This is a genomic window from Arthrobacter sp. AK01, assembly GCF_021109375.1.
Classification (GTDB): domain Bacteria; phylum Actinomycetota; class Actinomycetes; order Actinomycetales; family Micrococcaceae; genus Arthrobacter.
The window spans coordinates 32,159-55,927 of sequence record NZ_JAJOHP010000011.1 but is presented as its reverse complement, the minus strand read 5'-3'; the positions used below and the strand labels follow the sequence as shown (position 1 = coordinate 55,927).

Genomic DNA, 23,769 nt, shown 5'->3' with positions numbered 1-23,769 from the left:
ACAAGTTTCATGTGCCGGCTACCCGTCCAGGCAGGCGATCGAGGCCGGGCCCTCAGGCGATGCGCTGCCGTCAGCCCGGACAATGATCACCTGGACGCAAATGGGCGGCTCACCGAATCCGGAGACAAAAGCCTTCTCGGTCCGCGTCGTTTCGTAGGCGCCGTCAGCTTTGGCCGACTTGGTGCGCCATTTGTAGGTATCGCCCTCTTTTGGCTGCGGATTCTTCCAGGAGAAGACGATGATGTTCGGATCCGTCGTGTCGCGCGCCGCGGCCAGGGCTTCGACATCAGGGACGCTGCCGCTGTCCAAAGCATCGGCCGGGGGCTTGCTCGCCGTTTCAGTCGGGGCCACTTTCGGCTGGGCCGAGGAACCGAGAACCATGCCAACCACGACGGCGACCACCAGGACCGCAGCGCCCGTCGCGGCGAGCCACAGGTTGCGTTTGCTGTGGTCCGCTGGTGAGGCGTCGTCTTCCGTCGTCGACGCCCCTGCGGACGCCGCGGAGCGGCTGACGGTTGCGTCGACGTCCGGCTGGTCCGGCGGTGTTTGCCAGCCGCGCAGGACAGTGGACTCTGCCACCGCGGGTTCCTCCACGGGGCTGTGGTCCCGGACGGGCGCGTGGAATTGCGGCGGGGTTTGCTGGGCGTGGGCCGGGGTTGCCGGGACCGTTTGCGGCGCGTCGGCAGGATGGGCGGGAGACCGGGTAGCGCCGGGAACAGTGGAGGGGAAGGTCCGCGCCGGGAAGGTTGGCGCAGAACCCGTGGTGGCAGTTCCTGATGCGTCCGGATCGATGGACGCGATGCTCCGGACCCGGGTTTCCTCGAAATTGTCATCCGGATGCTCATCGACGTGGCCCGGTTCTTCAAGCACTTCGAAGGGCGTTACTGACAGGTTCAGCTCTGTCTGGATGCGCTGCAACGCCAGGGCAAAGGCGTGCGCCGACGAATAACGGGACTCCGGAGCCTTCGCCATGGCCGTGGCCAGGACGAGTTCCAGCGACTCGGGCACGTCAGCACGGCCCAGCCTGGGCAGGGATGAGTTGGTGATGCGCGAAATCAGTTCGCGCTGTGAGTTGTCCTGTCCTGGCAAAACGAACGGCGAGCGACCGGCCAGGAGCGTGTAGAGGGTGGCGCCCAGCGCCCAGATGTCCACGGGAACACCGTCCACGGCGCCACCACGGAACTGCTCCGGCGGTGACCACGGAATGGACATGCCGGCGTCGTCCTCGGTATCCGCGCCGATGGTGCCGGAGATACCAAAGTCCGTCAGGGCAGGCCGGTTGTAGTCGGTCACCAGGATGTTGGCCGGTTTGATGTCCCGGTGGACGATCCCGGCCCGGTGCGCGGTCTCGACGGCGGACGCCACCTGGATGCCGACGGCCAGGACCTCGTCCACGCTGAAGCGCTGACGGCGGTACCGGACATCGAGGCTCGGCCTGGAGCAGTACTCCATGGCGAGGTAGGAGTGGCCGTTCTCCGTGATCTCGGCCTCGAAGATCGTCACGATGTACGGATGCGACGACAGCTGGGCCATCAGGTTCGCCTCGGACTCGAAGCGTCGGCGTGCGCCCTCGGTCTTCAGGTCTGAGAGCAGCACTTTGACGGCCACTTTACGGCGGGGCCTGTCTTGTTCGTACAGGTACACATCCGAGAAACCACCGGAGCCGAGCAGGCTGACGTACTGGAACCCCGGAATGGGTGGAGGCGGCGCGGGGGGCCTCTTGGAACTCAAAGAATCTCCTCGAAACGCAATGAAATGTCGTCACCCAGTTCGGCGATGTCGCCGTCCAGCAGGATGGCCATTTCGTTTTGGGCCAGCCGGCGGGGTGCCTGGCCTTCCCTGATCAACACTGTTCCGTTGGTTGCCTTCAGGTCGCACAGCATGACGTGCCAACCCTCCAACCTGACCTCCACGTGAGAGCGGGAGATGTCCCCTCCGGGACTCTCCACCTGCACCAGCCTGGGCATGGTGCCGCCTTGGACACGGGAAACGGAGGGCTGCCGGCCGATGATCAACGACTGGTCAAGATCAATCAGTTCGCCGGTGGAAAGACGCATGCGGCCAAGGCGCGGACGCGGGACCTGTTCGGCATCGCCGGCCAGGGCGGTGCCGCACACGGAGCATTGCGGGTATGTGGGCGGGTTGGCATGCCCTTGGGAGCACACCCTTGCCAAAACCCGCGGCCCGTTGGGAGCAGGCGACTGTACAGATGCGACGGCAGCTTTGGCGGCGTCCTCATCATCACTGGGGAGGCTGCTTTTCATGATGGTCTGGCCGTCGTGGTCTGAGTCCTCATCCTCGGGAGCAGCCACGGGTGCAGGCGGCCAGCCGGAGGGCATTTGCGGCGCCGGCCCGGCACCAAGTCCGGACGGAACCGCGGGCTGGGCGCTGGCAGCTGCGCTCGTGGACGCGCCGCTGCGCAGCCACGGGACGGATTCAATCAACCCACTGCCGTGAACTGCTGCCGGGGTCTGCACAGCTGGTTCAGAAGCCGGTGGTTCCCCAACCTGCGACTCCTGAACCGGTGGTTGCAGGGCGGGCCCAGCAGGCGCCGGAGCATCCGGCCCTTTGGACACCGGAGCATCGTGGTCATCGGAGTCGTCTTCCACCCGGACAGCAGCGTCTTCAATGTTGCGCATCACCGTCTTGTCCCATAAGTGGTCGTAGTTGGTGGTGTTTTCCAGCGCGGGAACCATGGGGTCCGTGGTGCTGGTGTGGACGGGAGCCCCGGACTCCTCGGGGTCTTCCCGGACGGCCGGTTCCTGCACAGCCGTTTGTTCGGCGTCCGGTTCGCCCTGCGAGGCAGGTTCCGCCACGTCAGCTTCGTCTGCCGGGGACGGTGCTTCGGCGGAGGACGGCTCTTCGGAGGGGAGATCTTGTTCCGCAGCGGATTCATCAGCAGCGGATTCATCGGCGGCAGCGGCGTCATCGGCAGGTTCATCCACCGCAGGCAGTTCCGCCGCAAGCCCCAGGTGGCCGGGTGCGATGGTCAACCCGAGGTCCGCCTCGGTGTAGCCGATCATGGTTTCGTCGGAAACCCTGTCCGACGCGGCGTGCTGGACTTCCTGGGCCGGTGCAGGCTCCCGTGCTGATGCAGGCTCCTGGGCTGGAACGCTGGCGGCAGAAGCAACGATAGCGGCAGGGACCGCCAGCGCGGCGTCGCGTCCTGGCCCGATGGGGGCAACGTCGAGTACTGACAGCAGCACTACCCCCTCGGTCAAGGGAAGGCCGTCCAAAGGCAGGGTGCTTGGTGGCGCTTCGGGGGCAGCACTGCCACCAATGCGGACGCTGTAGGACGAAACACCGGCGAGTCGACGCTCGGTCCAGGTGGTGACGTCACGACCGGTGAGCTGTTCCGGGCCTGATGCCAACTGGACCAGCAATTCGAGATCACCACGGAGGAACACCCGGAGTGCGTCTTTGGAGTCTATGATCCCGAATGGAGGGATGCGGCTCAGCGAAACACCGAAGGCGTCCGTCACCTCATGGAGGACCTCGTGGGCCTCGGGCGCGGACTCCAGTAACTCCCAGACAGTGTCAATCAGGGCGTGGGGCGTGTCCGGCCCCAAAAGCACCACGGTTCCGTTGCGGACAACACCAAACCATTCGCCCTGCTGGTAACGGACTGGCGAAAGGCGGTTATTGCTTGCCATCTATGCCTTCCTCCTGACCTTTGGGGTGGTCTGCGCCAAGGGCATCGGTGCCGTCAACCCAGGCCCGCGGCAGTGTGTCTTCCTCAACTTCGGTCTCCGCCTCCGGGCGGGGCGCGGTGGTAGCGATGCCGGCGTCGTTCAGGACGTTTTTGGCGTCAACCACAATCACGGTGACGTTATCCCGGCCGCCGCTCCTCAGGGCGGCCTGGATCAGTGCGTCAACTGCGTCTTGCGGATGGGCCACTGTGCTGAGGATGCGGAACATGTGGTCATCCCCCAGCTCGCCGTTGAGGCCATCCGAGCACACCATCATCCGGTCGCCTTCCTGAATGGGAAGCAACCAGAAATCCGCTTCGGTTTCGTCGCCCGTGCCCAAAGCGCGGGTGACCACATGGCGGCGGGGATGAACGGCGGCCTGTTCCGGGGTGATGTCGCCGGAATCCACCAACTCCTGCACCTCCGAGTGGTCCACGCTGACCTGGGTGAACTCGCCTTGGCTGAGGCGGTAGGTTCGTGAATCGCCGATGTTCATCACCAGCCAGTAGGGCAGGCCCATCTGCTCCACCACCACCACGCCGGACAACGTAGTTCCCGCACGGGCTCCCGTGGCCTTTCGGATGGCGGCGTCAGCCTTCAACAGGCATGACTGCAGGTCCGCCGCGGAAGCAGTTCGTACACCCGCAGCGAGCTCCGGGGCACTGCCCAAAGTCCGGACACACATACCGCTGGCAATTTCGCCGGCCTCGTGCCCGCCCATGCCGTCGGCTACCGCAAAGACAGGGTCCGCGGCGATGAAGGAATCCTCGTTCAGCTCCCGGCGCAGGCCGCGGTCCGTCCCGTACCCGTAGCTCAGGCCAAAGGATGACGCGCCAACGGCGGCACCTGCTTCGGCATTGGCAGGGGTAGCCGGCTGTGAATTCATGCTTGTCCTAGGTGGAAGGAACGGTCCCCAAAATGAACGGTGGAACCGGGACGGACCAGGACTGCCTGGCCTGGGTGGAGCCGTGTCTGAAGTCCATCGGGCGTGGTGACGGCACTGCCGTTGGTGGAGTTGCGGTCGGTGACCCAGACGCCGTCGCCGTCAACCCGCAGGTGCAGGTGGGTCTTGGAGATGGACCGGCCGGGGTCGGAGACGGGCAACAGTTGCTCCACGACTTCGCCGGGCTGCGGTGCCGGGTTCCGTCCGAGAAGGACAGACCCGCCGAGCTGGACATCCTGCCCGTCATCAATCCGGATGCGGAGAACGGCCTGCGCGCGCGTGGTTCCCGGACGCATTTGGGTGCGCTCCACGTCGTCGTCGGGATGGGCCGGAGCCCCGGTGGCCGCCGACGGAATCACAGCGGCAGGCGGCTGGATCATGCCCCCGGGCTGCTGGGCCCTGGCCGCAGGCTGCTGTGTCACAGGCTGCTGTGTCATAGGCTGCTGGGTCACGGGGGCCTGCTGCGGTGCAACGGGCGTCGGCCGGGGTGCTGCCGGTGGGCGCCACTGGTTGGGATCGTGCGAGGGCTGCGGCGTGGCAACCACAGGAACAGCCTGGGCAGGCACGGCCTGCCCAGCGCCGGAAGAAGTGGCCATGGGCGAAGCCCCGGAAGGAACCGGAGACGCTACCGCCTGCACCGGCGGAAGGTCCATGGGGGCGAAACTGTAAGGACCTTGGATGCCACCGGTGGCAACAGGATTGCGTCCAGCGTTGACATCGAACACCAAGGACTTCGCGGCCTTGTCCTGCCAGCCGCGCAACTTGCCGTTCTTGTCCCAGGCGCTGGAGACCACCACGAGGATGGCCCAGACGACGCCGAGGAACATCAGCGGCAGGCCGATAAACAGGACCAGGTCAATCAAGCCGAGGGCAGAAAGAATGACCGAGGCAATCCCGCCGAGGAGCAGGACCCCGCCAGTGATGATGCCACGGACAAAAACGGCACCGGCGCCGGGAGCATATCCGTCAGCGTCCGAACTCCGAATGCCCATGAGCTGGTTGCCAATGGTGTTGCCGGACTTGGCCTCGAGCGCAAGCAACACGAAGGTGTACACCACCGTCACACCCAGGCCAATGCTGCCCAGGAGGACCAAGAGGCCCGTGTCATAGACAATGAAGCCGTTCCTGCGGGTTTGGGTGATGCCCGCGATTCCGATTGCGAAGCTGGTGGCCAGGACCGCGATGGGGCCCAGCCAGTCCAGCACGGCGGCGCCAAGGCGCTTCCCGGCAGACGCGGGCACCAAGTCGAGCTTGGTAGTCATAGTGGTCCCTCCCCCTGGCCCCGGCATTCCGTCCGGCGTTGTGGTCATTCCCGGATGTACCGGCAGCGTGGGCGACGCCGGCGCCGACACTACCGAGATACTACCGGGATTGGGCAGGCCCTGCCGGGTGGCGAACTCCAAGGCAGCCTTCCGGGCGTGGTTGATGTTCCCTTCCTTGCGGGCTCCGCGATTGTTAAGCGGGGATCCACATTGGGTGCAGAACGCTGCCCCCGGACGGACCGCATGCCTGCAGGCCGGGCAAAGTTCGGCCTCATTGTTCATCCGTGGTGTCCTTCTTGAACGGCAAGGTAAAGCGGCGGCGGACCTTGGGATCCGTGGGTACCTGGTTCCGGCGGCGCAGGGCTGCCCGGCCGTCGGACAACAAGGACCGCGGCGAGAACCGGGCCTGCTGCCGTTTCCAGAATCCGACGCTTCCCGTGATGTCGGTCAGCGACGAATCCACAATCTCCCAGTACTCCTTGACCTCGTCCTCGCTCGGCTGGCCGGCACCGAACACGGCGGCGTCGGCACGGTGGGCGAGAATCGTGGTGGTGCTGCCGGCAGTCGGGAAGGCATCCGCGAGGACCGTGGCCGATTCGCGCCGCGTGGACTTCGTGTCGATCGACGCCCCCATGTCGGTGGCGAGGCTGATCACTTCGTTCCAACCGCCCCCGACCCGCTGGGCGGGATGGCCGTCACGGAAACGCGCCTTCCGGCGTCGTGCTTTCAACAAGATGATGAGCAGCAGCGGCAAGGCGAGTATCCCCAACGGAATCAGCGCAACACCGATGGCTGCCAGCAACGGACCCCAAAACAGCCAAGGGTTGTTCTTCTTTTCGTCCGCATCCAAGGCATCCGGCGTGGAGTCCGGCGGCAGGTCCGCGGGTTCCTGTGGCGGGGGCGGCGGCTGCAGCACCTGCGGCTTGGGCTTGGACTTGTTCTCCGGGTCCGGCGGGATGGGCACATTGTCCTTGGGCGGGGTGGGATCAAACGAAACCCAACCCACTCGGTCGAAGGCCACCTCAACCCAGGCGTGCACGTCCTTACCGGTGATCTTGACGTCGCCGGCACCGTTTTCAGGGCTCTTGGGGTCCGGATAGAAACCCATCACCACGCGGGACGGAATGCCCAAGTGACGGAGCATGAGCGACATGGACACGGCATATTGTTCGTCGTCACCGAGCATCTGTTTGGCGGAGAGCATATTGCGGACGCGGGCCGCACTGTGCCCGGGGAGGCTGGGAAGCTGTCCTTCTGTTACCAAGCCATTGCTGAACGCACCGCTCTTCTGGAAGTGCGCCTCAATCTGCCGGACGCGGTCGATGGCGGTGGGCGCATCAGCCGAAAGCTCGTTGGCCTGCGAGGCGATGATCGGGGGTACTTCCTCGGCTTCCGGCAGCGTCAGCTTCGCAAAGTCGTACTGCGTCAACTGGCCGTGCTCCAGTGTCCCGGGGTCGGAAACCTGAACCGTGTAGTTATCACCCTTGGCCAGGCCCTTGGTGGTCACTGCCGTGTCGGTCCCCGCGTTGAAATAGAGTCCGGACGCAGCACCTGAGGTATCTGCGAAGCTCATCCCGGTGGTGTGCCGTCCGCCGGGAACGAAGTAGCCCTGGTAGTCCTCGATGGTGATGTCCAGAGCGTAATTGGTGCCCTTCACCGGACTCCCCGTGTCAGCCAGCGTGTTCAGCGAGCGGGCATCGCCTACCTTGCTGAAGTTGCCGGAGCTGTTGGGGTCCATGGTGTAGTTCAGTCCATTGAAGGCATCCAGGGCCGCCAGGCGGACGCGGGCATCCTTGGGCAGGCCCTTGACCGTGAACAGCGTGCTGTCCTTCTCGTCCTTGACGAAGTTCCGGAAGCTGGCCAGGGGGGTGATGTAGTCGCGGGGATCGAAGGGCGGGACGATCGTATTGCGCAGCACCTTCCGGTCATCGCTGGCACTGACCAGCGGAGACGCAATGGCGGTGACGCCGACAGCGACGGCGATCACGGCTGCAGCAGTCCCCAGGCGGCGGAGTTGGCCGCGGCGGGCAACACCGGCGTCGGAATCCGGACGGTTGGCCGAGACCGTCTTGGTGCTCCGCTGTCGGAGGACGTCCCGACGGAAGGTCGCCCAGACGATCGAGACGATGGTCAAGGAGACGCCGCGTTCGACGTTGAGGAAACCGGCGTTGGTGCTGAACGCGATACCCGTGACAAACAGGACCAGGACGGGAAGCAACGGCCAGTACGGGCTCTTCAGGCGCCACGTCAGCAAGCCGGCGGCAAGTGCCGTGAGCAGTGAACTGAGGAACGGCACAATCAGCATGCCGTTGGCCGTACCCACGGGCACACCGACAGTCAGCATGTCCTTCCAGGAAAACACGACGCCCAGCAGCAGCGTCCGCAGCGAATCGAGGCTGGGCAGGACGCCGAAGACGGCCGAGTCCGGCACAGCCAAGGCGGAACCGAACAGCATGTAGGCGCCGAAAGCCAGGGCGGCAGTGATCAGCAACCCCAGGCGAAGGTGCGCGTTCAGGACAGCAATGCCCAATCCCAGCAGCACGCCGCCCAGTCCGGCGACCAGGTAGCGCGGGTCTCCCCCAAAGCTCAGGCTGAAGCCAAGGACACCCAGGAAAAGCAGCACCACCAGCGCGCCGCAGTCAACGGCGAAGTGCCACAAGGGGCGGCCGTCAGCGAAAATCGATCCGCCGGTGGCGCGGCGGGTGGGCTTGGCGGCGCGGGGACGCTCGCGTTGGTTCGGCGCGGTGCTCATGCTGCCGCCTTTCGAAGAACAATGGCCAGATCGTCCAGGTCACCAACGGTGAGGACCGTCAGGTCCGCGATGTTGGCCCTCGACGGCGCCGCGCCGGGTTGTACGCGCACTGCCAGGCTGCGGACCCCGGGAGGCACGGAGGCGGCGCAGGTACGGAGTTGGGTTGCTGTCACGTGGCTGCCCACGACGAAGAAGACGACGGAGGCGTTCGGGACGGCGTCGGACAGGTTCCGGGCGAGGTCGACGGCGGTCTTCCGCATCGGCGCCCCGACAATCCGGGTGGCGTCGTCCAGCAGGTTGCGGCCGGTTTCGCAGCGGAGCGGTCCTTTTTGGGTCAGGACGTCGAGGTCGCGCTGTTCACTGATGGCCTGGCGCCCGATGGATGCTGCCACGGAGATGGCCATCTCGAACTCCGGTTCGGAGTCGTATTCATCGGTGTTGGTGGACAGCGCGATGGCGAGGTGCGCGCGGCGTGTTTCTTCGAACTGGCGGACCATGAGCTTGTTGGTGCGTGCGGTGGTCTTCCAGTGGATATGGCGACGATCGTCCCCGGGAACATAGTCGCGCAGGGCGTGGAAGGACACGTCGGCGCTGGAAAGCTCGGTGGTGGGCATGCCTTCAAGGTCGCGGATGAAGCCTGCTGCCGAGCTGCCCAGCGACACCGTGCGGGGATGGACGTACAGGTCCACGGGCTCTGTCCACATCACGCGGCGGCGCAGAAGGTGGAGGGGGTCGGCGCGCACCGAACGGACCGGGCCCACCACGATCACGGCACGCCGGGCCGTGGGGATGGTGAACAGGTCCTCGTGCACCTGGGCCGGCTTCATGCGCGGCAGATGGAACACGGCGGTGTTGGCGCCGACGGGCAGTTCCAGTGATGCGGGCAGCAGTGGCCTGGTGGATACGTTGGATACCGCAATGCTGCCTACGGCGTCGTCGCCCACAGCCACGCGGGTCCGGGCAAGGTCCAACACCACACCGTATGCCGAACGGCCAACGATGAATGCGATGGCCAGGACGAACAGCAGGAATGCCACCATGGCTGCCGACTTGGCCTCCTGCCAGCCCCAGGCCTGCCCGGCCCACCACAGCCCGATCGCAGCGGCGAGGACTACCCAGCCCAACAGACTCACCACGGACAGGACCGGCCACGCGAATTTCAGCCAGACGGCACGGACCTTGCGCCATGCGGGCGAAAGGAACTCGCCGGCCGTGCCTGCGGCTTCGGCCCACACGGCCGCCGGGTGGAGAGCTCCGGATCTGCCTGGTTTCCCGGAACGACCAGGACGGTTGACCGGTGCGTTGCCGGACGTGCGGGCGCCGCGAATCTTGCCGTTCACTGCCGCCGCAGCGCGCTTGAACGAGTCAGCAGCCCTTGTCAGGGGTGTGCTGGAGGACATGTGGAGGCCTTTGTTTGAGCTGGGTGCAGGACTGGCTTATGCGGTTGTGGGTTACGCGGTGGCGCGTTGCTGCGGAGCAGCTACGTCGGCCAGGACCCGGGTGAGCACAACCTCAGGCGTAGCACCGGAGAATTCGGCTTCCGGATCCATCACCAAACGGTGCGTCCACACCACGGGTGCAAGTTCCTTGATGTCGTCCGGGAGCACGAAGTTCCTGCCCTGCCCTGCAGCCCACACCTTCGCAGCGCGGACCATGGCCAGGGCTCCACGAACCGAAACGCCGAGGCGCGTCTCTGAGGCGTTGCGGGTCTCCTCGCACAAGCGCGAAATGTACTCAAGGACTGCCGTATCAACGTGCGTAGTTGCTGCGAGGTCTGCCATGTCGGCGACGGCCTGAGTGGTGATGAGCGGGGTCAGTTCCTTCGACCGGTCCTTCAGGTTCGCCCCACCGAGCAAGCGCACGGTGGACGCGTGATCCGGGTAGCCGATGGACGTCTTGATCAGGAAGCGGTCCAGCTGTGCCTCCGGCAGGCGGTAGGTGCCTGCCTGCTCAATCGGGTTCTGGGTTGCCAGCACCATGAAGGGGCGCCCAGCCTCGTACGTGGTTCCATCCACGGTCACGCGCGACTCTTCCATGACTTCCAGCAACGCGGACTGGGTCTTCGGCGAGGCACGGTTGATTTCATCGGCCAGGACGATGTTGTTGAACACCGGCCCCTTGTGGAACTCGAACTTCTGGGTCTTCTGGTCGTAGATGGTCACACCCGTCACATCGGACGGCAGGAGGTCCGGCGTGAACTGGATACGGTTGTGCGAACCCTGGACCGTTGCTGCCAAGGCACGGGCCAGCGAGGTCTTGCCCGTGCCCGGCGCATCTTCAAAGAGAACGTGGCCCTCGGCCAGCATCGCGGTGAAGGTCAGCCGGATGACGTGCTCCTTGCCGAGGACCGCCTTGCCCACGTTGGCCACGAGCTTCTCGAACGTTTCTGCAAACCACGCGGCCTGCTCGTTTGTCATGGTCATGGGTTGATCCTGTTCCTTATGTATCGGTGGGGTTTGACGTGATGTTGTTTGTTGGTGCTGGCCCGAGCAGGCTAGCAACCGCCCGGCCTGGTTCCGCGGAGATCCACAGTGGTGGACTTCACATACCAACCCGGGTGGCTGCCTTGGGTGACGCGGTACCAGGGCGTGCCGTTGTTGTAGATGTCCTTGGTGCAGTTAACGTTCAACCACCCCTCCGAACTTGAGACCCAGCCAACGCCGCAGGACGGACCGCTGGGGTTGTAGGTGTCTGTTCTTCCTGGCTGGCCAGGGCATGTGTTGTTGTGAGCCTTGACCTCGCCTGCGGGCGGGTCCGGCGGCGGGGGCGCAGATCCGCTGCGGGACGTGTCGCTTCCGACGTTGCCGGCCTGGCCACCGCTGATGGCGCGGACTCTCAGCGTTTTTGTTTCGCTGAAGCCCACGGTCGTGGAGAAACTCCGCTGCCCGGTGTCAGTCCATCCGCCGCCGTCAAGGCTGTACTGGTAGCCGGTAACCGGCCTGCCGTTGCCGCTGGGCTGGTTCCACGTCCAGGACACCGTCTTATCGCCGACGCCGCTGCTCTTGCTGCCGGTAACAGTCGGCGCCGCCGCAAGCCCATAGGGATTCACGGTGTTTGATGCCGGACTCCTGTCGCCAGGCGTGGGGTTTCGCGAGGAGACTGCCCACACCACCACGGCCGTGTCCTGGCCATTCGGTGCCGCTATGACGCCGCCGCCGGCGGGGATGGCTCCACTGCTGGCGCCGGACGTCAGGGCATACCTATAGCTGATCTCGTTGGCGGTGGCTCCGTTGCGTTCCTTCTGTGACAGTGGGTTGAAGGCCACGCGGATCTTGCCACCGGCCGCATTGGTTTCCAGCAGTGCCGCCGTGGGCGCGGCAACAATACCGGGCTTGCCCGCAGCACGGATTGCCGCTGACTGCTGGCTGACCCCACTGACGCCTGCCTTGTTGGTTGCTGAAACAGTGAAGGTGTAGTCAGCTTCGCTGTTGGTCACGGTGACATTTTGCGAGGTCGCCCCCACCGACTGCGTGGTCACTACGGCCCCGCCCCGGTACGTGGTCAACGTGTAGGCGGACACGGCGTCACCGTTGTTGTTCGGCGCGGCCCAGCTGACCTGGAGTTGGCTTTGGTCGCCAAGAGACCCAGCGCCGGACACCGACGGTGCAGCAGGCGTGGCCGGCACGCCAGCGGGAGTTTCCGCGGCGGAGTAGGGGCTCCACTCGGATGGTTCCTTGGCGTCGTTACGGGCAAGGACACGGACCTTGTACGCCACGCCGTTCGTCAGTCCGGTCCACACATGGCTGTTGCCGGTGAGGTTCTGGATCTGGGGATTCTGCCCGGCCGGGGCAGGCGAGATCTCAAGATCGTAGGACTTGATGGGCGAGCCCTTGCTGGCCGGGGGAACCCAGGCAACCGAAAGTTGCTTGTCACCAAACTTCAGTGTGGGAGCAATCGGAGTATCAGGCTTGACATCCGGACGGACCTCGGCAGACACCGGAGAACGCTCGGATTCATTGATCGCATTGGTGGCGGTGACGGCAAAGTGGTACTTCACGTTGTTGGTCAGCCCGGTCAACGTACACGTATTCGCGGGGCAGTCCTGCTTGAAGCCGTTCTCCCCGTACACCGTGTACTTGGTGATGGGTGAGCCACGATCAGCCGGCGCGTTCCATGTCAGCAACGCTGTCTGGTCGCCCACGCTTTGAGCCAGAGGCGTGGTGGGCGGGGCCGGTTTGTCCTTGACGGTGAGGCGGATACGGGCCGTGGCGTAGCGGGAGGTTTCGCCCGTCTTGTCGCCCACGACGTAGGCAACAACCATGGTCCCTGTGAAGCCCGACGACGGAGTGACGGTGACGTTTCCGCCGCTGGCCTCTGCCGTGCCTTCGCCTGTCTCGGTGACCGCTGAGATGATCTTCAGCGGCGTATCCGGGAAGGGGTTGGAGTCGTTCGCCAACGCATTGACCGTGACGGACTTCCCGGATTGTGCATCCGGTTCAACGTCGTCGTTGGCTACGGGCTTCGGACGGTTGGAAGCAGTCAATGACAGTTTGTACGTCGCGACCGCTTCAAGGCCACGAGGGTCCTTCGCCTTCACTTGGACCGTGCCGCTTTGACCGATCTGCACCGAGTCTTCGGCGGAGACCTTCAGGGTCTTGCCATCGATGCTCACCTTGAATCCGCCCGGGGCTGCACCGGCCAACTCGTACTTCATGTTCTGAACGTCGTCGGAATCGGGATCGGAGGTGAGCTTGCCCAAGTCCAGGCTGGCCGAGTCACCCTTGGGAACATCCACGTCGCTGCCCAGCAGCACCGGTGGGTTGTTCTTGTTCGGATCCGGCAGCACCTTGGTGCGGATGCTCAGTGTCGACTTCAAGCCGTTGGGATCATCCGGACCGCTTCCGTCAGTGACTTCGAAGCTGACGGAACCGGGACCAACGTATTCAGCGCCGGCCGTGTATTTCAGGGCTGTTCCATTGCCCGCTACGGGGTCGCTGCCGTCGGCACCGATGAGTTTGATGCGGTCCGCCTGGGTCAGCCGCGGCGACTTCCCCTCGCGGACCTTGACCCATTCGGCCAGGTTCACGGTGACGGACTGGCCTGAAACCAACTCCACCACTTCATCCTTGGCAAGCGTCGGGACCTGCTGGCCGATGCCCGGAACCCAGATGATGGCCGTGGACTTCTGGCCGTCCACATCCTCAACTGTGTAAGGCACCAATTGCGGCTGCTCGGTGAGGTCCACCACCACATTGCCTTCAGAGCCCGGACGGGCTGTCTCCAAGCCTGTGGTGACCTTGAGGTTCTCCCCCACGCCGTCCGGATCCTCGTCGTTCTTGAGCACCGGAACGTCCACGGCGGTCTTGCCCAGCGTTTGGGCTGACGTGACGCGGTCATCGCGGGCGATGGGAGCTTGCAGCGGAATGTCGTTCTTGACGATCACCCTGATGCTGGCATTGCCCACGGCATCCCGGTCGTCAGCCACGGAGTAGCGGACGTTGACGGTTCCCTCGGCGGCCGGAGCTGTGACCAGAACGCGGCCGCTGGTCTTGCTGACCTGGGCTTCGAGGCCTGCGTCAGCTTCGATGCTGTCCGTCAGGATGCGGATGATGTCGCCGTCGGGATCGGTGTCGTTGGCGGTGGCATCCACGGCGATCTGACGTCCAGGACGGACCTGAACTTCGTCGTCCACCGGGGCAGGCTTCTGGTTGTCTTCACCACGGGGCGCGACGCCGACAGTCACCGTTCCGGTGTTGACCGCACCTTGGCGGTCGATCACCTTATAACGGAACGAGTCGGTTCCCGCGCCATCACCAGCGGCGACGAAATCGATGAAGCTGCTGCCCGCCGTCGCGGTTCCCATGGTGGGCGTGCTGTCGATGCCGGTGAGCTGGACCGAGTCGCCGTCGGGGTCGATGCCGTCCAGCGGCACCGGGATCCGGACGCTGCCGCCGGCGACCACGCGTGCGGTCAGGTTCTGCGGCTGCGGACGTGAGTTCTGCGCACCTTCCAGCGGCAGGATGTGGATGGTGACTGCCGCGGCGCTCTTCTGGCCCTGGGGGTCCACCGCGTTGTAGATGGCACGCACGGTCTTCGGCGTGGGCCCGGCGATGAAGCGCAGCGTCTTCTCGGAGACGAAGGCCTTGCCGTCTTCTTCAGGGATGCTCTGCGCCAAGACAGGATCGACAGACAGTTCTTCACCCTGCGGGTGCGTATCGTTGGCCAGGACCGGAATGGTCACGACGTCGTTGACGCGGACGTTGACTTCGTCGGGTTTGGGCTGGGGGGCCTCGACGACGGCGGGGGCCGGCACCGGGACGACGCCCACGGTGCCTGTGGCCGAGCCGCGGCCGTTGGACATGGTGTAGCTGAAAACGAACGGCTCTTTCGCGCCGAGCACGTCGGTAACGCGCAGTACGCTGTGGTCGATCACGCTGACCGAAGCGGACGAGCCGTCCGGGACGGTGACGGACTGGAGGACCAGCACGCCGCCGGATGGATCGGAGTCGTTGGCCAGCGGATCAACCAGCACGCTGCCGCCCACAGGGAGCAGTGCGACGTCGTGGACCGCAACGGGCGCTCCAGCGTCCTTGCCGGATTCCACGTCCACGCGGATCAGGCCCTGGCTGCTTTGGGGACCGTTGCTGGCGATGTACGTCAAGTAAATCGGGCCCGGCGTGGTGCTCCGGAAGGTGAACGTACCGCCGTCGGTCACTGGACCCAGCTCTGCCGGTCCGGCAGCCTCGACGTGCGCCACCCGCAGGGCACCGCCATTGGGGTCGACGTCATTCTTGAGGGGCGCAATGACCAGGTCCTGGCCAACCACGGCCGTGACGTGATCGGCGTTGACCACCGGCGCCAGGGCGCCTGGCGGCTGAACGTTGACGACGATCCTGCCCGTGGTGGTGGCACGGCCGTCCCACACCGTGATGGTGACGTTTTTCTTGCCCGGCGCTGCACCAGAGTCCTGGTACGTGAGCAGGCCGTCGCGACGGACCTTGACCTGGTCCTGGTCGTTGTCCGTCTTGGCGTCCAGGAGGACGAGGTCGTCGCCGTCAGGATCCATCCAGTCGGTCAGGATGTTCTGGCTGACGGATTTGCCCTGCTCCACCAGCATGGTGGTGGGCTCGCCGCGTTTGAAGAAGGGAGGCTTGTTTTCCTCAGGAGCCACGACGCGCAGGGTGACCTGTCCACCGGCGGACAAGCCGCGTCCGTCGGAGGCGTTGTAATCGAAGGTTTCCGTGCCCGTTTTGGCGTCAGCGGGGACCTTGATCTGGAACGCTGAGCCACCGTAGATGTTCTCCAGCGCCCCGGACTTGGGTCCGTTTGCGCCTACCGCAGCGGTGAGGACATCGCCGTCGGGGTCTGAATCATTGTCCAGGATGCTGAGGATGGAGGTCCGGCCCGGCCGGACACCGAACTCGTCCGGTTTGGTTTCAGGCGCACGGTTGGGTTTGGTGCGGTCCGGAAGGACGTTGATGGTGTTGTTGTCCGCGGACTCCTGGTCCTGGTCATCGGACTGGTTCTTGGGCGGGACAACATCGTCCCAGTTGTTGACGAGCTGCATGTTCTGGTTGACCAACCAGACGCTTCCCGAGTTCACGTCGTTGAGGACCACGAGGTCGCGGTTGACCCGGAAAACGTAGCTGGGAGAGGCGCTGGCTTTGGGAACGTCGTTCTTCTTGTCATCGGCGTCGTTGTCGCAGTCGCGGACGTACTTGTTCGCGCCGGACCAGGCGGCGTGGACGCACTTGCTGACCTGCACAGGTGCCGCGGGGACGCCTTCACCGTCGGCATTGACTGTTGCTGCTGTGGAACCGTCCAGGGGCTGCTTCAGGAGGGCTTTGCGGGTGGCGATGGCAACAAATCCGCTGTCCCCGCTGCTCTGCTGGAGCTTGGCTTCCCGGGCGTCCTGCAGCTGGAGCTTGCGGCCGCCGGGCAGGAACAGGTTGCCGGAACCGGCATCAAGGACAACAGGCTTGTCCCCCACTACGGCAATCTGAAGGTCACCGGCGCCTTTGAGCTCATCGACTTTGGTGACCTGGGAGTCTGTCCGTTCACCATTGGCGTCCACCGTGGTCACAGTGATTTCGCCCTTGCCGGGATCCGCGGTGTAGATACGGTTATCGGTTCCCACGGCGGACACCAGGCCCTGGTCCCCTGTCAGGACCGGTTCGGTTCCTTCTTCATCGAAACCGTTGACGGTGGAAGGAGACAAAGCCCAGACCTTGCCGCGGGCGGGATCGGTGACTGAGAGGACGGTGGAACCATAGCTGACTTGCGACGACGACGGCAGTTGCTTATCGCCGCCGAGCTTCAGATTCGCTGCAGAGACCTGGTTGATGGTGGAGCCGGATTCGTCGTCGACAAAGACGTTGCCGTCGTGCTGCAGGACATCGAAAGTGGTGGTTGCCGGAGTCACGGCACCGTCAAGCACGCGGGACGGATAGTTCAACCGGCCCACGGCGTTCTTGGTTTTACTCACGACCCAGACGCCGCCGTCGTTCAAGTCCACCTCGGTGGTCTTGAAGCCCGGATACAGCACTGCCCCGGTGATCAGCAAAGCGCCGGCCGCGGTGGCAGCCGTTCCCGCTATGAACTTCTTGTTTTGACGCCTTGTCAGCCCCAGCTTGCCGAAGAAATTTCTCACAGCCCCAAAATTCCCTTGATATACAGCCGCTCCCCAGCGACTTCCTGGCCAACCGGCACATGCCGGCAGCCGTACATTCCGCAGTACCCCCATACGGCGGCGGAATTTTCAGTCCCTAAGACTATCCCACGCACCCCACGGCCAACCAAGGAAACCCGAGACCGGGCTATCCATTGGCTTTGACAGCCTACGGCCTTAACTACGGCGCGCGCGATGGGGAGATGTGCCCCGCGCTTAACCTTTGCAGCGGTCAGCACGGGGGCGCTCCAATGCCTGCGGGGTCTCCCAAGTGGGTGTGACCTGCGATGATGTACCGGCCAACGTTGCGGTATGACCCGGATTCGATGCGCCACCAACGGTGCATACCAGTCCAGTTATCTGTTTGGTCGATGTAACAACGCACCACAATGGCGCCTTGATCGGCGGAAGCCATCCAGGGTGGAGTGTTGTTACTTTGGCCGTCGCACGTTTTTCTATTGGGGTCGTAGTTGGCTCCGCCCAGCGTAAAGCTGCAGGACCTCACCACCGCTCCGGGGTTCATGGTGGTGGTCCATTCCCCTTGCCGCCCGGACTTGGCACTGGCTGAAGCCACGGCGCCGCCGGTTCCCAGCGAGTTGAAGGTCTGCACGGCGATGCTGTGCGTCTCTTCCCACCCGGCAGTGTTGATGGTCCGGCTGCCAGAGGCGCCCACGGTCTCCCAGCCGCCGTTGTCGATGCGGATCTTCGTCGTCTTGACGTCGTTGGTGGATGGTGAAGGTGACGACCAGTTGAAGGTCACAGATTTCTGGTTCACGGCCCCGTTGGACCCCGACGCCGACGGCGTCCCCGGCGCACCAAAAGGCGTGGCCGTAGCAGCTTTACTGGCGTCGGAACTGGGCGCCACCGTGGAGTGCGCCATGACAGTAACACTGGTGGGCTGGCCGTTGGCAAAGCCTCCTACCGTCTGCCCGGGCTGGATGGCACCGGAACGCCCGCCAGCGGAGTAGGTGTAGCTGACTTCGTTGGCCTTGGAACCGTTGCGCTGGGTATCGCCGAGGGCGGTGAAGTTGATGGTGAGCTGGCCACCGGCGGCGCCGGTATTTGCCGGCGTGGCACTGACGTTTTGAACAGTACCCAGCTTTCCTGTTGCCCTGCGCGGCGCTGAGGCCGCGCTGACCAGGCTCTTGCCTGCTTTGTTCTCGGCCTGAACAGTGAACGTGTACGCCGATTGGTCGGTGGCTACCTCGAAGGTGGCTGTTCGGACGTTCCCCGGAACGGTCTGCGTCTGGGTGGTTCCGCTGCCGCCACTCATGGTGACGTAATAGCTCTTGATGGGGTCACCATTGATGCCCGGCTCGGACCAGTCGACGCGGAGCTGGTTGCGGGACCCGAGGGCGGACAGCACCGTGGTGCTCGGCGGCGCCGGTGTTCCGGGGATGCCGGCAGGGTGGTCCTCGGCGGAATACAGCCCCCAGTCGGACGGGCCAAGGTCGTTGACGGCCTGCGCGCGGACCTTGTACTTCACGCCGTTGGTCAGGCCGGGCCACGTGTAGCTGAGGCCGGTGACCTCGTTCTTGACGGCGATGCCGTTGGCAGGCGGCGGAGAGATCTCCAGGTTGTAGTGCTTTACCGGGGAGCCCTCGGTTTTGGCGGGGGTCCAGGTGATGGCCAGGTCTTTGTCGCCGGCTTTGATGGTGGGGACGTCCGGGGGCGATGGCTTCTCATCCGGAGTGATCTCGTTGGACGGGACGGACGGCTGGGATTCGCCCACCTCGTTGGTGGCAACCACAGTGAAGACGTACTTGACGTTGTTGGTCAGTCCAGTCAGCGTGCACGTGGTGGTGGGGCATTCCTGCTGGAATCCGGCCGCTTTCACCGTGTATTTGGTGATGGCTGCGCCGTTGTCCGACGGCGGTGCCCACTTGAGCACGGCCGTCTTGCTGCGGACGTCGGTTGCGACGGGCGCCGACGGAGCATCGGGCTTGTCCCGCACCGTGATGCGCACCCGACCCACTGCTTGCCGGCTGGGATCATCGGTCTTGTCCTTGATGGTGTACCTGACCACCAGGACCCCCTTGAAACCATCGGCGGGCGTCACGGTGATCGAGTCCCCGGAAATCGCGGGGGCGCCTGATGCAGACCCGGTTTCAACCACGGCAGAGACCACAGTCAACGGTTCGTTGAAGGGGTTGAAGTCGTTGCCCAGCACGTTGACGGTCTCGGACTTACCGGCGTTGGCTTTGTCCACGACGTCGTCGTTGGCTGCCGGCTTCGGACGGTTGGACGAGACCACTGAAACTGTGACGGCAGCCTTCACAGGCTCCGAGCGGCCGTCGGTGACCTTGAGCGGCACCGTCCCGCGGGCTCCCGGGTTGAGCGAACCGCCCGGCGTTATTTTGAGGAGGGTGCCCTCCACCCGCGCGTCGAATCCGCCCGGCAGGTCACCGTCCAGGCTGAAGGCGAGTTTGCCTTGATCCTGTTCATCAACATCTGCGGCGAGGTTGGCCAGGTCCAGTTCCGTCGTGTCTCCCTTGGGCGCTTCAATCGCGGCTCCGCTGAAGGTGGGGGCGTGATTGGCGTTGGGGTTCGGCAGCACCTTGGTCATGATCGTCAGGGTTGATTTCAGGCCCTCCGCGTCGTCCGGACCGCTGCCGTCGGTCACTTCGAAGGTGATGGAGCCGGGACCCACATACTCCGGCTGGGCTGCGTACCTCAGTGCGCTACCGTCACCGGCAATGACATTCGCGGAGTCGCCGCCCAGGACGCGGATCTTGTCCGCGACCGTGATACGTGGCTGGCGGCCTTCCCTGACCTTCACATGGTCCTGGAGGGCCAGAGTGACTTCCTCCCCCGCAGTGACCTCCACGATGTCCGTGGTCGAAAGTGTTGGGTACTGGAGTCCCTGGCCGGGAATCCACATGACTGCGGTAGCCGACTGACCATCAATATCCGTGACCGTGTAAGGAATCAACTGGTCCTGGGGCAGCAGCGTCACCACCACGTTCCCGGCTGTCCCCACACGGGCGTTCGGGTTTCCGTCCGGCAGGGAGAGGGTGAGGTCTTCTGCCACGCCGTCGGGATCGGAGTCGTTCTTCAACACCGGAACGTCGACGGCAGTCTTGCCCAGGGTCTCAGCGAGCGTGATCCGGTCATCCACTGCCACAGGAGCGTGCAGTGGCGCTGTCGGGCTGGTCTGGACGCGGATGACAGCGGACGCTTCGGCCTTCTTGTCGTCCTGGATCCGGTAGCTGATGCTGTCCGTACCGGCTGCACCGGGTGCCGTCAGCACTACCTTGCCCGCGGCAGCTTCAACCTGCAGCTCCGGTTTGGCCTCGAACGTCGACACCAAAGCTATGGGATCGCCGTCGGGGTCTGAGTCGTTCTTCAGGGCATTGACCGCAACCCGGCGGCCGGGCCGGACATCAATGACGTCGTCCACGGCGATGGGTTTCTGGTTGTCGGCTTCAGCGGGCGCAATGCCCACGATCACCGTGCCGGTGTTCTCCGCACCAATACGATCCCGCACACGGTAGCTGAAGGTGTCCGTGCCGGCCGACGTGCCGCCAGCCGTGAACTCCAGGTATCCGTCACGAAGAATCGCTGTCCCCAGTTCGGGAGCTTTGTCGATACCGATGAGCTGAACGGAGTCGCCATCGGCGTCGATGCCGTCCAGGGGGACCGGAATCTTCACCGTCATCCCCGCAACCACCCTGGCAGTCAGGTTCCGGGGCTCGGGCCGGGTGTTCGTGGCGTCGTCGCGGGCGCGGATCCGGATGGTGACTTGCTGCGAGTCGGTCTGGCCCGAGGCGTTGCTGACCTTATAGATCGCATATACAGTGGTGGGCTCCTCGCCGGCGATGTACCGCAGCGTGTTCCCGGCAACGAAGATCCTGCCGGCGGCCTCGTCAGGCTGCTGCGCCAGGACGGGGTCGAGGGTGAGCTCTCCGCCGTTGGGGTCCGTGTCGTTGTCCAGGACCGGGATGGTCACGACGTCGCCGGCACGCACGGATACCTCGTCCGGCTTGGCCTGCGGTGCCTGAAGCTTGGTAGGCGCCGGAACAACCTGTACGGAGATGTCCCCCGTTGCCGACGCCTTGCCGTTGGAGATCGTGTATTTCAGGGAGAGCTGGCCCTGGGCCCGGATGTCCGTGATCTTGACCACCGAGTGATCCAGCACTGCAACGGAAACAGGAAGCCCGTCAGCCGCGGTGACCGACTGGACCACCAGGACGCCTCCGCTGGGGTCCGAGTCATTGCCCAGGACGTCAACCACGGTGCTGCCACCGCTGGGCAGGAGGGCTATATCGCGGACAGCCACCGGCGCACCCTCGCTGTTTCCGGACACGACGTCGACGCGCACCAGTTGCTGCGCACTCGCCGGTCCGTTGGTCACCATGTACGTCACGTAGTGGGGACCCACGGACGCCGAATTGAAAGTAAACGTCTGCTGGTCCGGCCCGACCACCGCGGTCGACTGCGGATCCGGCTGTGCTTGCGCCAGCCGCAAGGTGCCGCCCTGGGGGTCGGTGTCATTCTTGAGCGGGGCGATCACCGTATCCTGGCCCGCCACCGCAACCACGTGGTCAGCGTTCGCGATGGGCGGCAGCGCACCGGGAGCACGGACGTCCACGCTGATCTGCCCTTGGGTGGTCATGGACCCGTCCGAGACACTCACGGTCAGTGTTTTGCGGCCCGGTCCCGCCCCTGAGTCCTGGAAGGTGAGCAGGCCGTCCGGCCTGATCCGGACCTGGTCCGCGGGATCGCTGCTGGAGACGGCTACCGCAAAGATGTCATCGCCGTCGGGGTCCAACCAATCGGTGAGGACAAACTGGCTGGCAATCTTCCCGGACTGGACCACCAAGGCGTTGTTCCGGTTGGGCTTGGGCTGCGGCGCGTTGTTTTCCTCCGCCGGCACGATGCGCAGGTCAACGTCCGCGGCCCCCGTACCGCCCCGGCCGTCGTCGACCGAATACTTGAACGTTTCCGAACCCGTGGTTCCTGCCGGAACCGCGATCTGGTAGCCGGTGCCACCGTAGACGGCGGACAACGCGCCGGACTTCAATGGCTCGCTGGTGCTGACTGTGAGGACATCGCCGTCGGCATCGGCGTCGTTGTCCAGGACAGGCAGAACAGTGGTCTTGCCAGCCCTGACACCAAACGAATCAGGCTTGGCCACCGGTACAGTATTGGGTTTGCTGCGGTCCGGAAGGACTGTCTGCTGGACTTCGTCCGCGGAGTCCTTCTCGGCGTCGTCCGAGGTCTGTTGGGGTGGGATGACGTCGTCCCAGTTATTGACCAACTGCATGTTCTGGTTGACCATCCAGACGTTGCCGGAGTTCACGTCGTTCAGCACCACGAGATCGCGGTTGACACGGAACACGTACGACGGCGATGCACTCGCCTTGGGAACGTCGGACCGCCTGTTATCTGCCTCGTTGGTGCAGTCGCGGACGTACTTGTTGGCACCGGACCACGCGGCGTACGTGCAGGATCCCAGATGAACAGGCGCAGCCGGAATGCCCTGGCCGTCCGCTTGGACAGTCTTGGCTGTCCCGCCGTCCAGGGGTTGCAGGAGCAATGCCTTCGGAGTGGCAACGGCAACGAAATCGGCGGCTGGACCGCTCTGCTGCAACTTGGCATCCCGGGCATCGTCCAGGTGCACCTTGCTGCCGCCGGGCAGCACGATGTCGCCGCTGGTTTCATTGAGCACCACTGCTTTGTCGCCCACCGCGGCCAACTGGACTTCGCCGTCGGCCTTCAGTGCGTCGTCTTTGCGGACTTGCGAATCCACGGCCTGACCGTCGACGTCCACCTTGGTTGCCGTCAGTGTGCCCGTTTTTGGGTCCAGGGTGTGGATGGTGTCATCCACACCCACCACGGACACGACGCCCGGGGACTGTTCGAACAAGGGTTCCGATTCGTCGCTGAAACCGCCGATGGAGGTGGGCGAAACGGCCCAGACCTTGCCCTTGGACGGGTCAGTGACAGCCAGTACTTTGTTGCCGAAGCTCACGTCTGCGGAGCCTGGTAGTTTTTGGTCGCCGCCGAGGCGCATGTTGGCGGCGCTGACAGGGTTGATGGTTCCGCCATCGGAGTCATCAATGAAGATGTCACCGGCCTGCTGGAGGATGTCGAAGTTGGTGCTGGCGGGGGTCACTGCGCCATCCAAGGACTTCGAAGGATAGTTAAGGCGCCCGGCAGCATTCTTGGTCTTGCTGACCACCCAGACGCCGCCGTCGTTGAGTTCCACCTCGGTGGTCTTGAAGCCCGGGTAAAGGATGGCACCAGTCACCAGGACAGCTGCTGCCGCCGTGAAGGCCATGGTTGCGATGGCTTTGCGCCGGCGGTTTTTGGCACGGCGTTTTCCGGACCCATCAGGCAGAGCCATCCTACAATCCCCCACAGTTCAGGCAGCACGAAGCTGCCGGCGCCGACCCCCACGGCGAAATCACGACACAAACAACCCACAGCCTACCGGGTTAATCCATCGATTAGCTAAGTCGCGTCGTTCATCCCCTGAGGACCCACGCGTCAACACCCGTGTCCGGCTCCCC

General features: G+C 64.5%; 9 protein-coding genes. All 9 read right to left on the bottom strand.

What is annotated here, in order from left to right:
• Positions 1-18 precede the first annotated feature (18 nt).
• The 9 genes from LN996_RS05685 to LN996_RS05645 all read right to left on the bottom strand — a co-directional run bounded on the left by LN996_RS05685 (position 19) and on the right by LN996_RS05645 (position 23,603).
• On the bottom strand, positions 19-1,731 hold the full coding sequence (locus LN996_RS05685) for a serine/threonine-protein kinase (protein WP_231339466.1): 1,713 nt from the start codon (positions 1,729-1,731) through the stop codon (positions 19-21).
• Positions 1,728-3,653: an FHA domain-containing protein gene (locus tag LN996_RS05680; protein ID WP_231339457.1), complete on the bottom strand. Its 1,926-nt coding sequence runs from the start codon at positions 3,651-3,653 to the stop codon at positions 1,728-1,730. Before LN996_RS05680 ends, LN996_RS05685 begins: the two co-directional genes overlap by 4 nt.
• A complete protein-coding gene (locus tag LN996_RS05675) occupies positions 3,640-4,575 on the bottom strand; it encodes a PP2C family serine/threonine-protein phosphatase (protein WP_231339447.1) in 936 nt (311 codons plus the stop codon). Before LN996_RS05675 ends, LN996_RS05680 begins: the two co-directional genes overlap by 14 nt.
• A complete protein-coding gene (locus LN996_RS05670) occupies positions 4,572-6,176 on the bottom strand; it encodes an RDD family protein (protein ID WP_231339432.1) in 1,605 nt (534 codons plus the stop codon). Before LN996_RS05670 ends, LN996_RS05675 begins: the two co-directional genes overlap by 4 nt.
• Positions 6,166-8,646 carry a transglutaminase family protein gene (locus tag LN996_RS05665; RefSeq protein WP_231339424.1) on the bottom strand — a complete coding sequence of 827 codons (2,481 nt, stop codon included), beginning with the start codon at positions 8,644-8,646 and terminating at the stop codon, positions 6,166-6,168. Before LN996_RS05665 ends, LN996_RS05670 begins: the two co-directional genes overlap by 11 nt.
• On the bottom strand, positions 8,643-10,046 hold the full coding sequence (locus tag LN996_RS05660) for a DUF58 domain-containing protein (protein ID WP_231339421.1): 1,404 nt from the start codon (positions 10,044-10,046) through the stop codon (positions 8,643-8,645). Before LN996_RS05660 ends, LN996_RS05665 begins: the two co-directional genes overlap by 4 nt.
• A 51-nt stretch (positions 10,047-10,097) precedes the next feature.
• On the bottom strand, positions 10,098-11,069 hold the full coding sequence (locus tag LN996_RS05655) for a MoxR family ATPase (RefSeq protein ID WP_231339420.1): 972 nt from the start codon (positions 11,067-11,069) through the stop codon (positions 10,098-10,100).
• Between the two features lie 71 nt (positions 11,070-11,140).
• On the bottom strand, positions 11,141-17,329 hold the full coding sequence (locus LN996_RS05650; RefSeq protein WP_231339411.1) for an Ig-like domain-containing protein: 6,189 nt from the start codon (positions 17,327-17,329) through the stop codon (positions 11,141-11,143).
• 157 nt (positions 17,330-17,486) lie between these two features.
• Positions 17,487-23,603: an Ig-like domain-containing protein gene (locus LN996_RS05645; RefSeq protein WP_231339397.1), complete on the bottom strand. Its 6,117-nt coding sequence runs from the start codon at positions 23,601-23,603 to the stop codon at positions 17,487-17,489.
• Between the last annotated feature and the right edge of the window lie 166 nt (positions 23,604-23,769).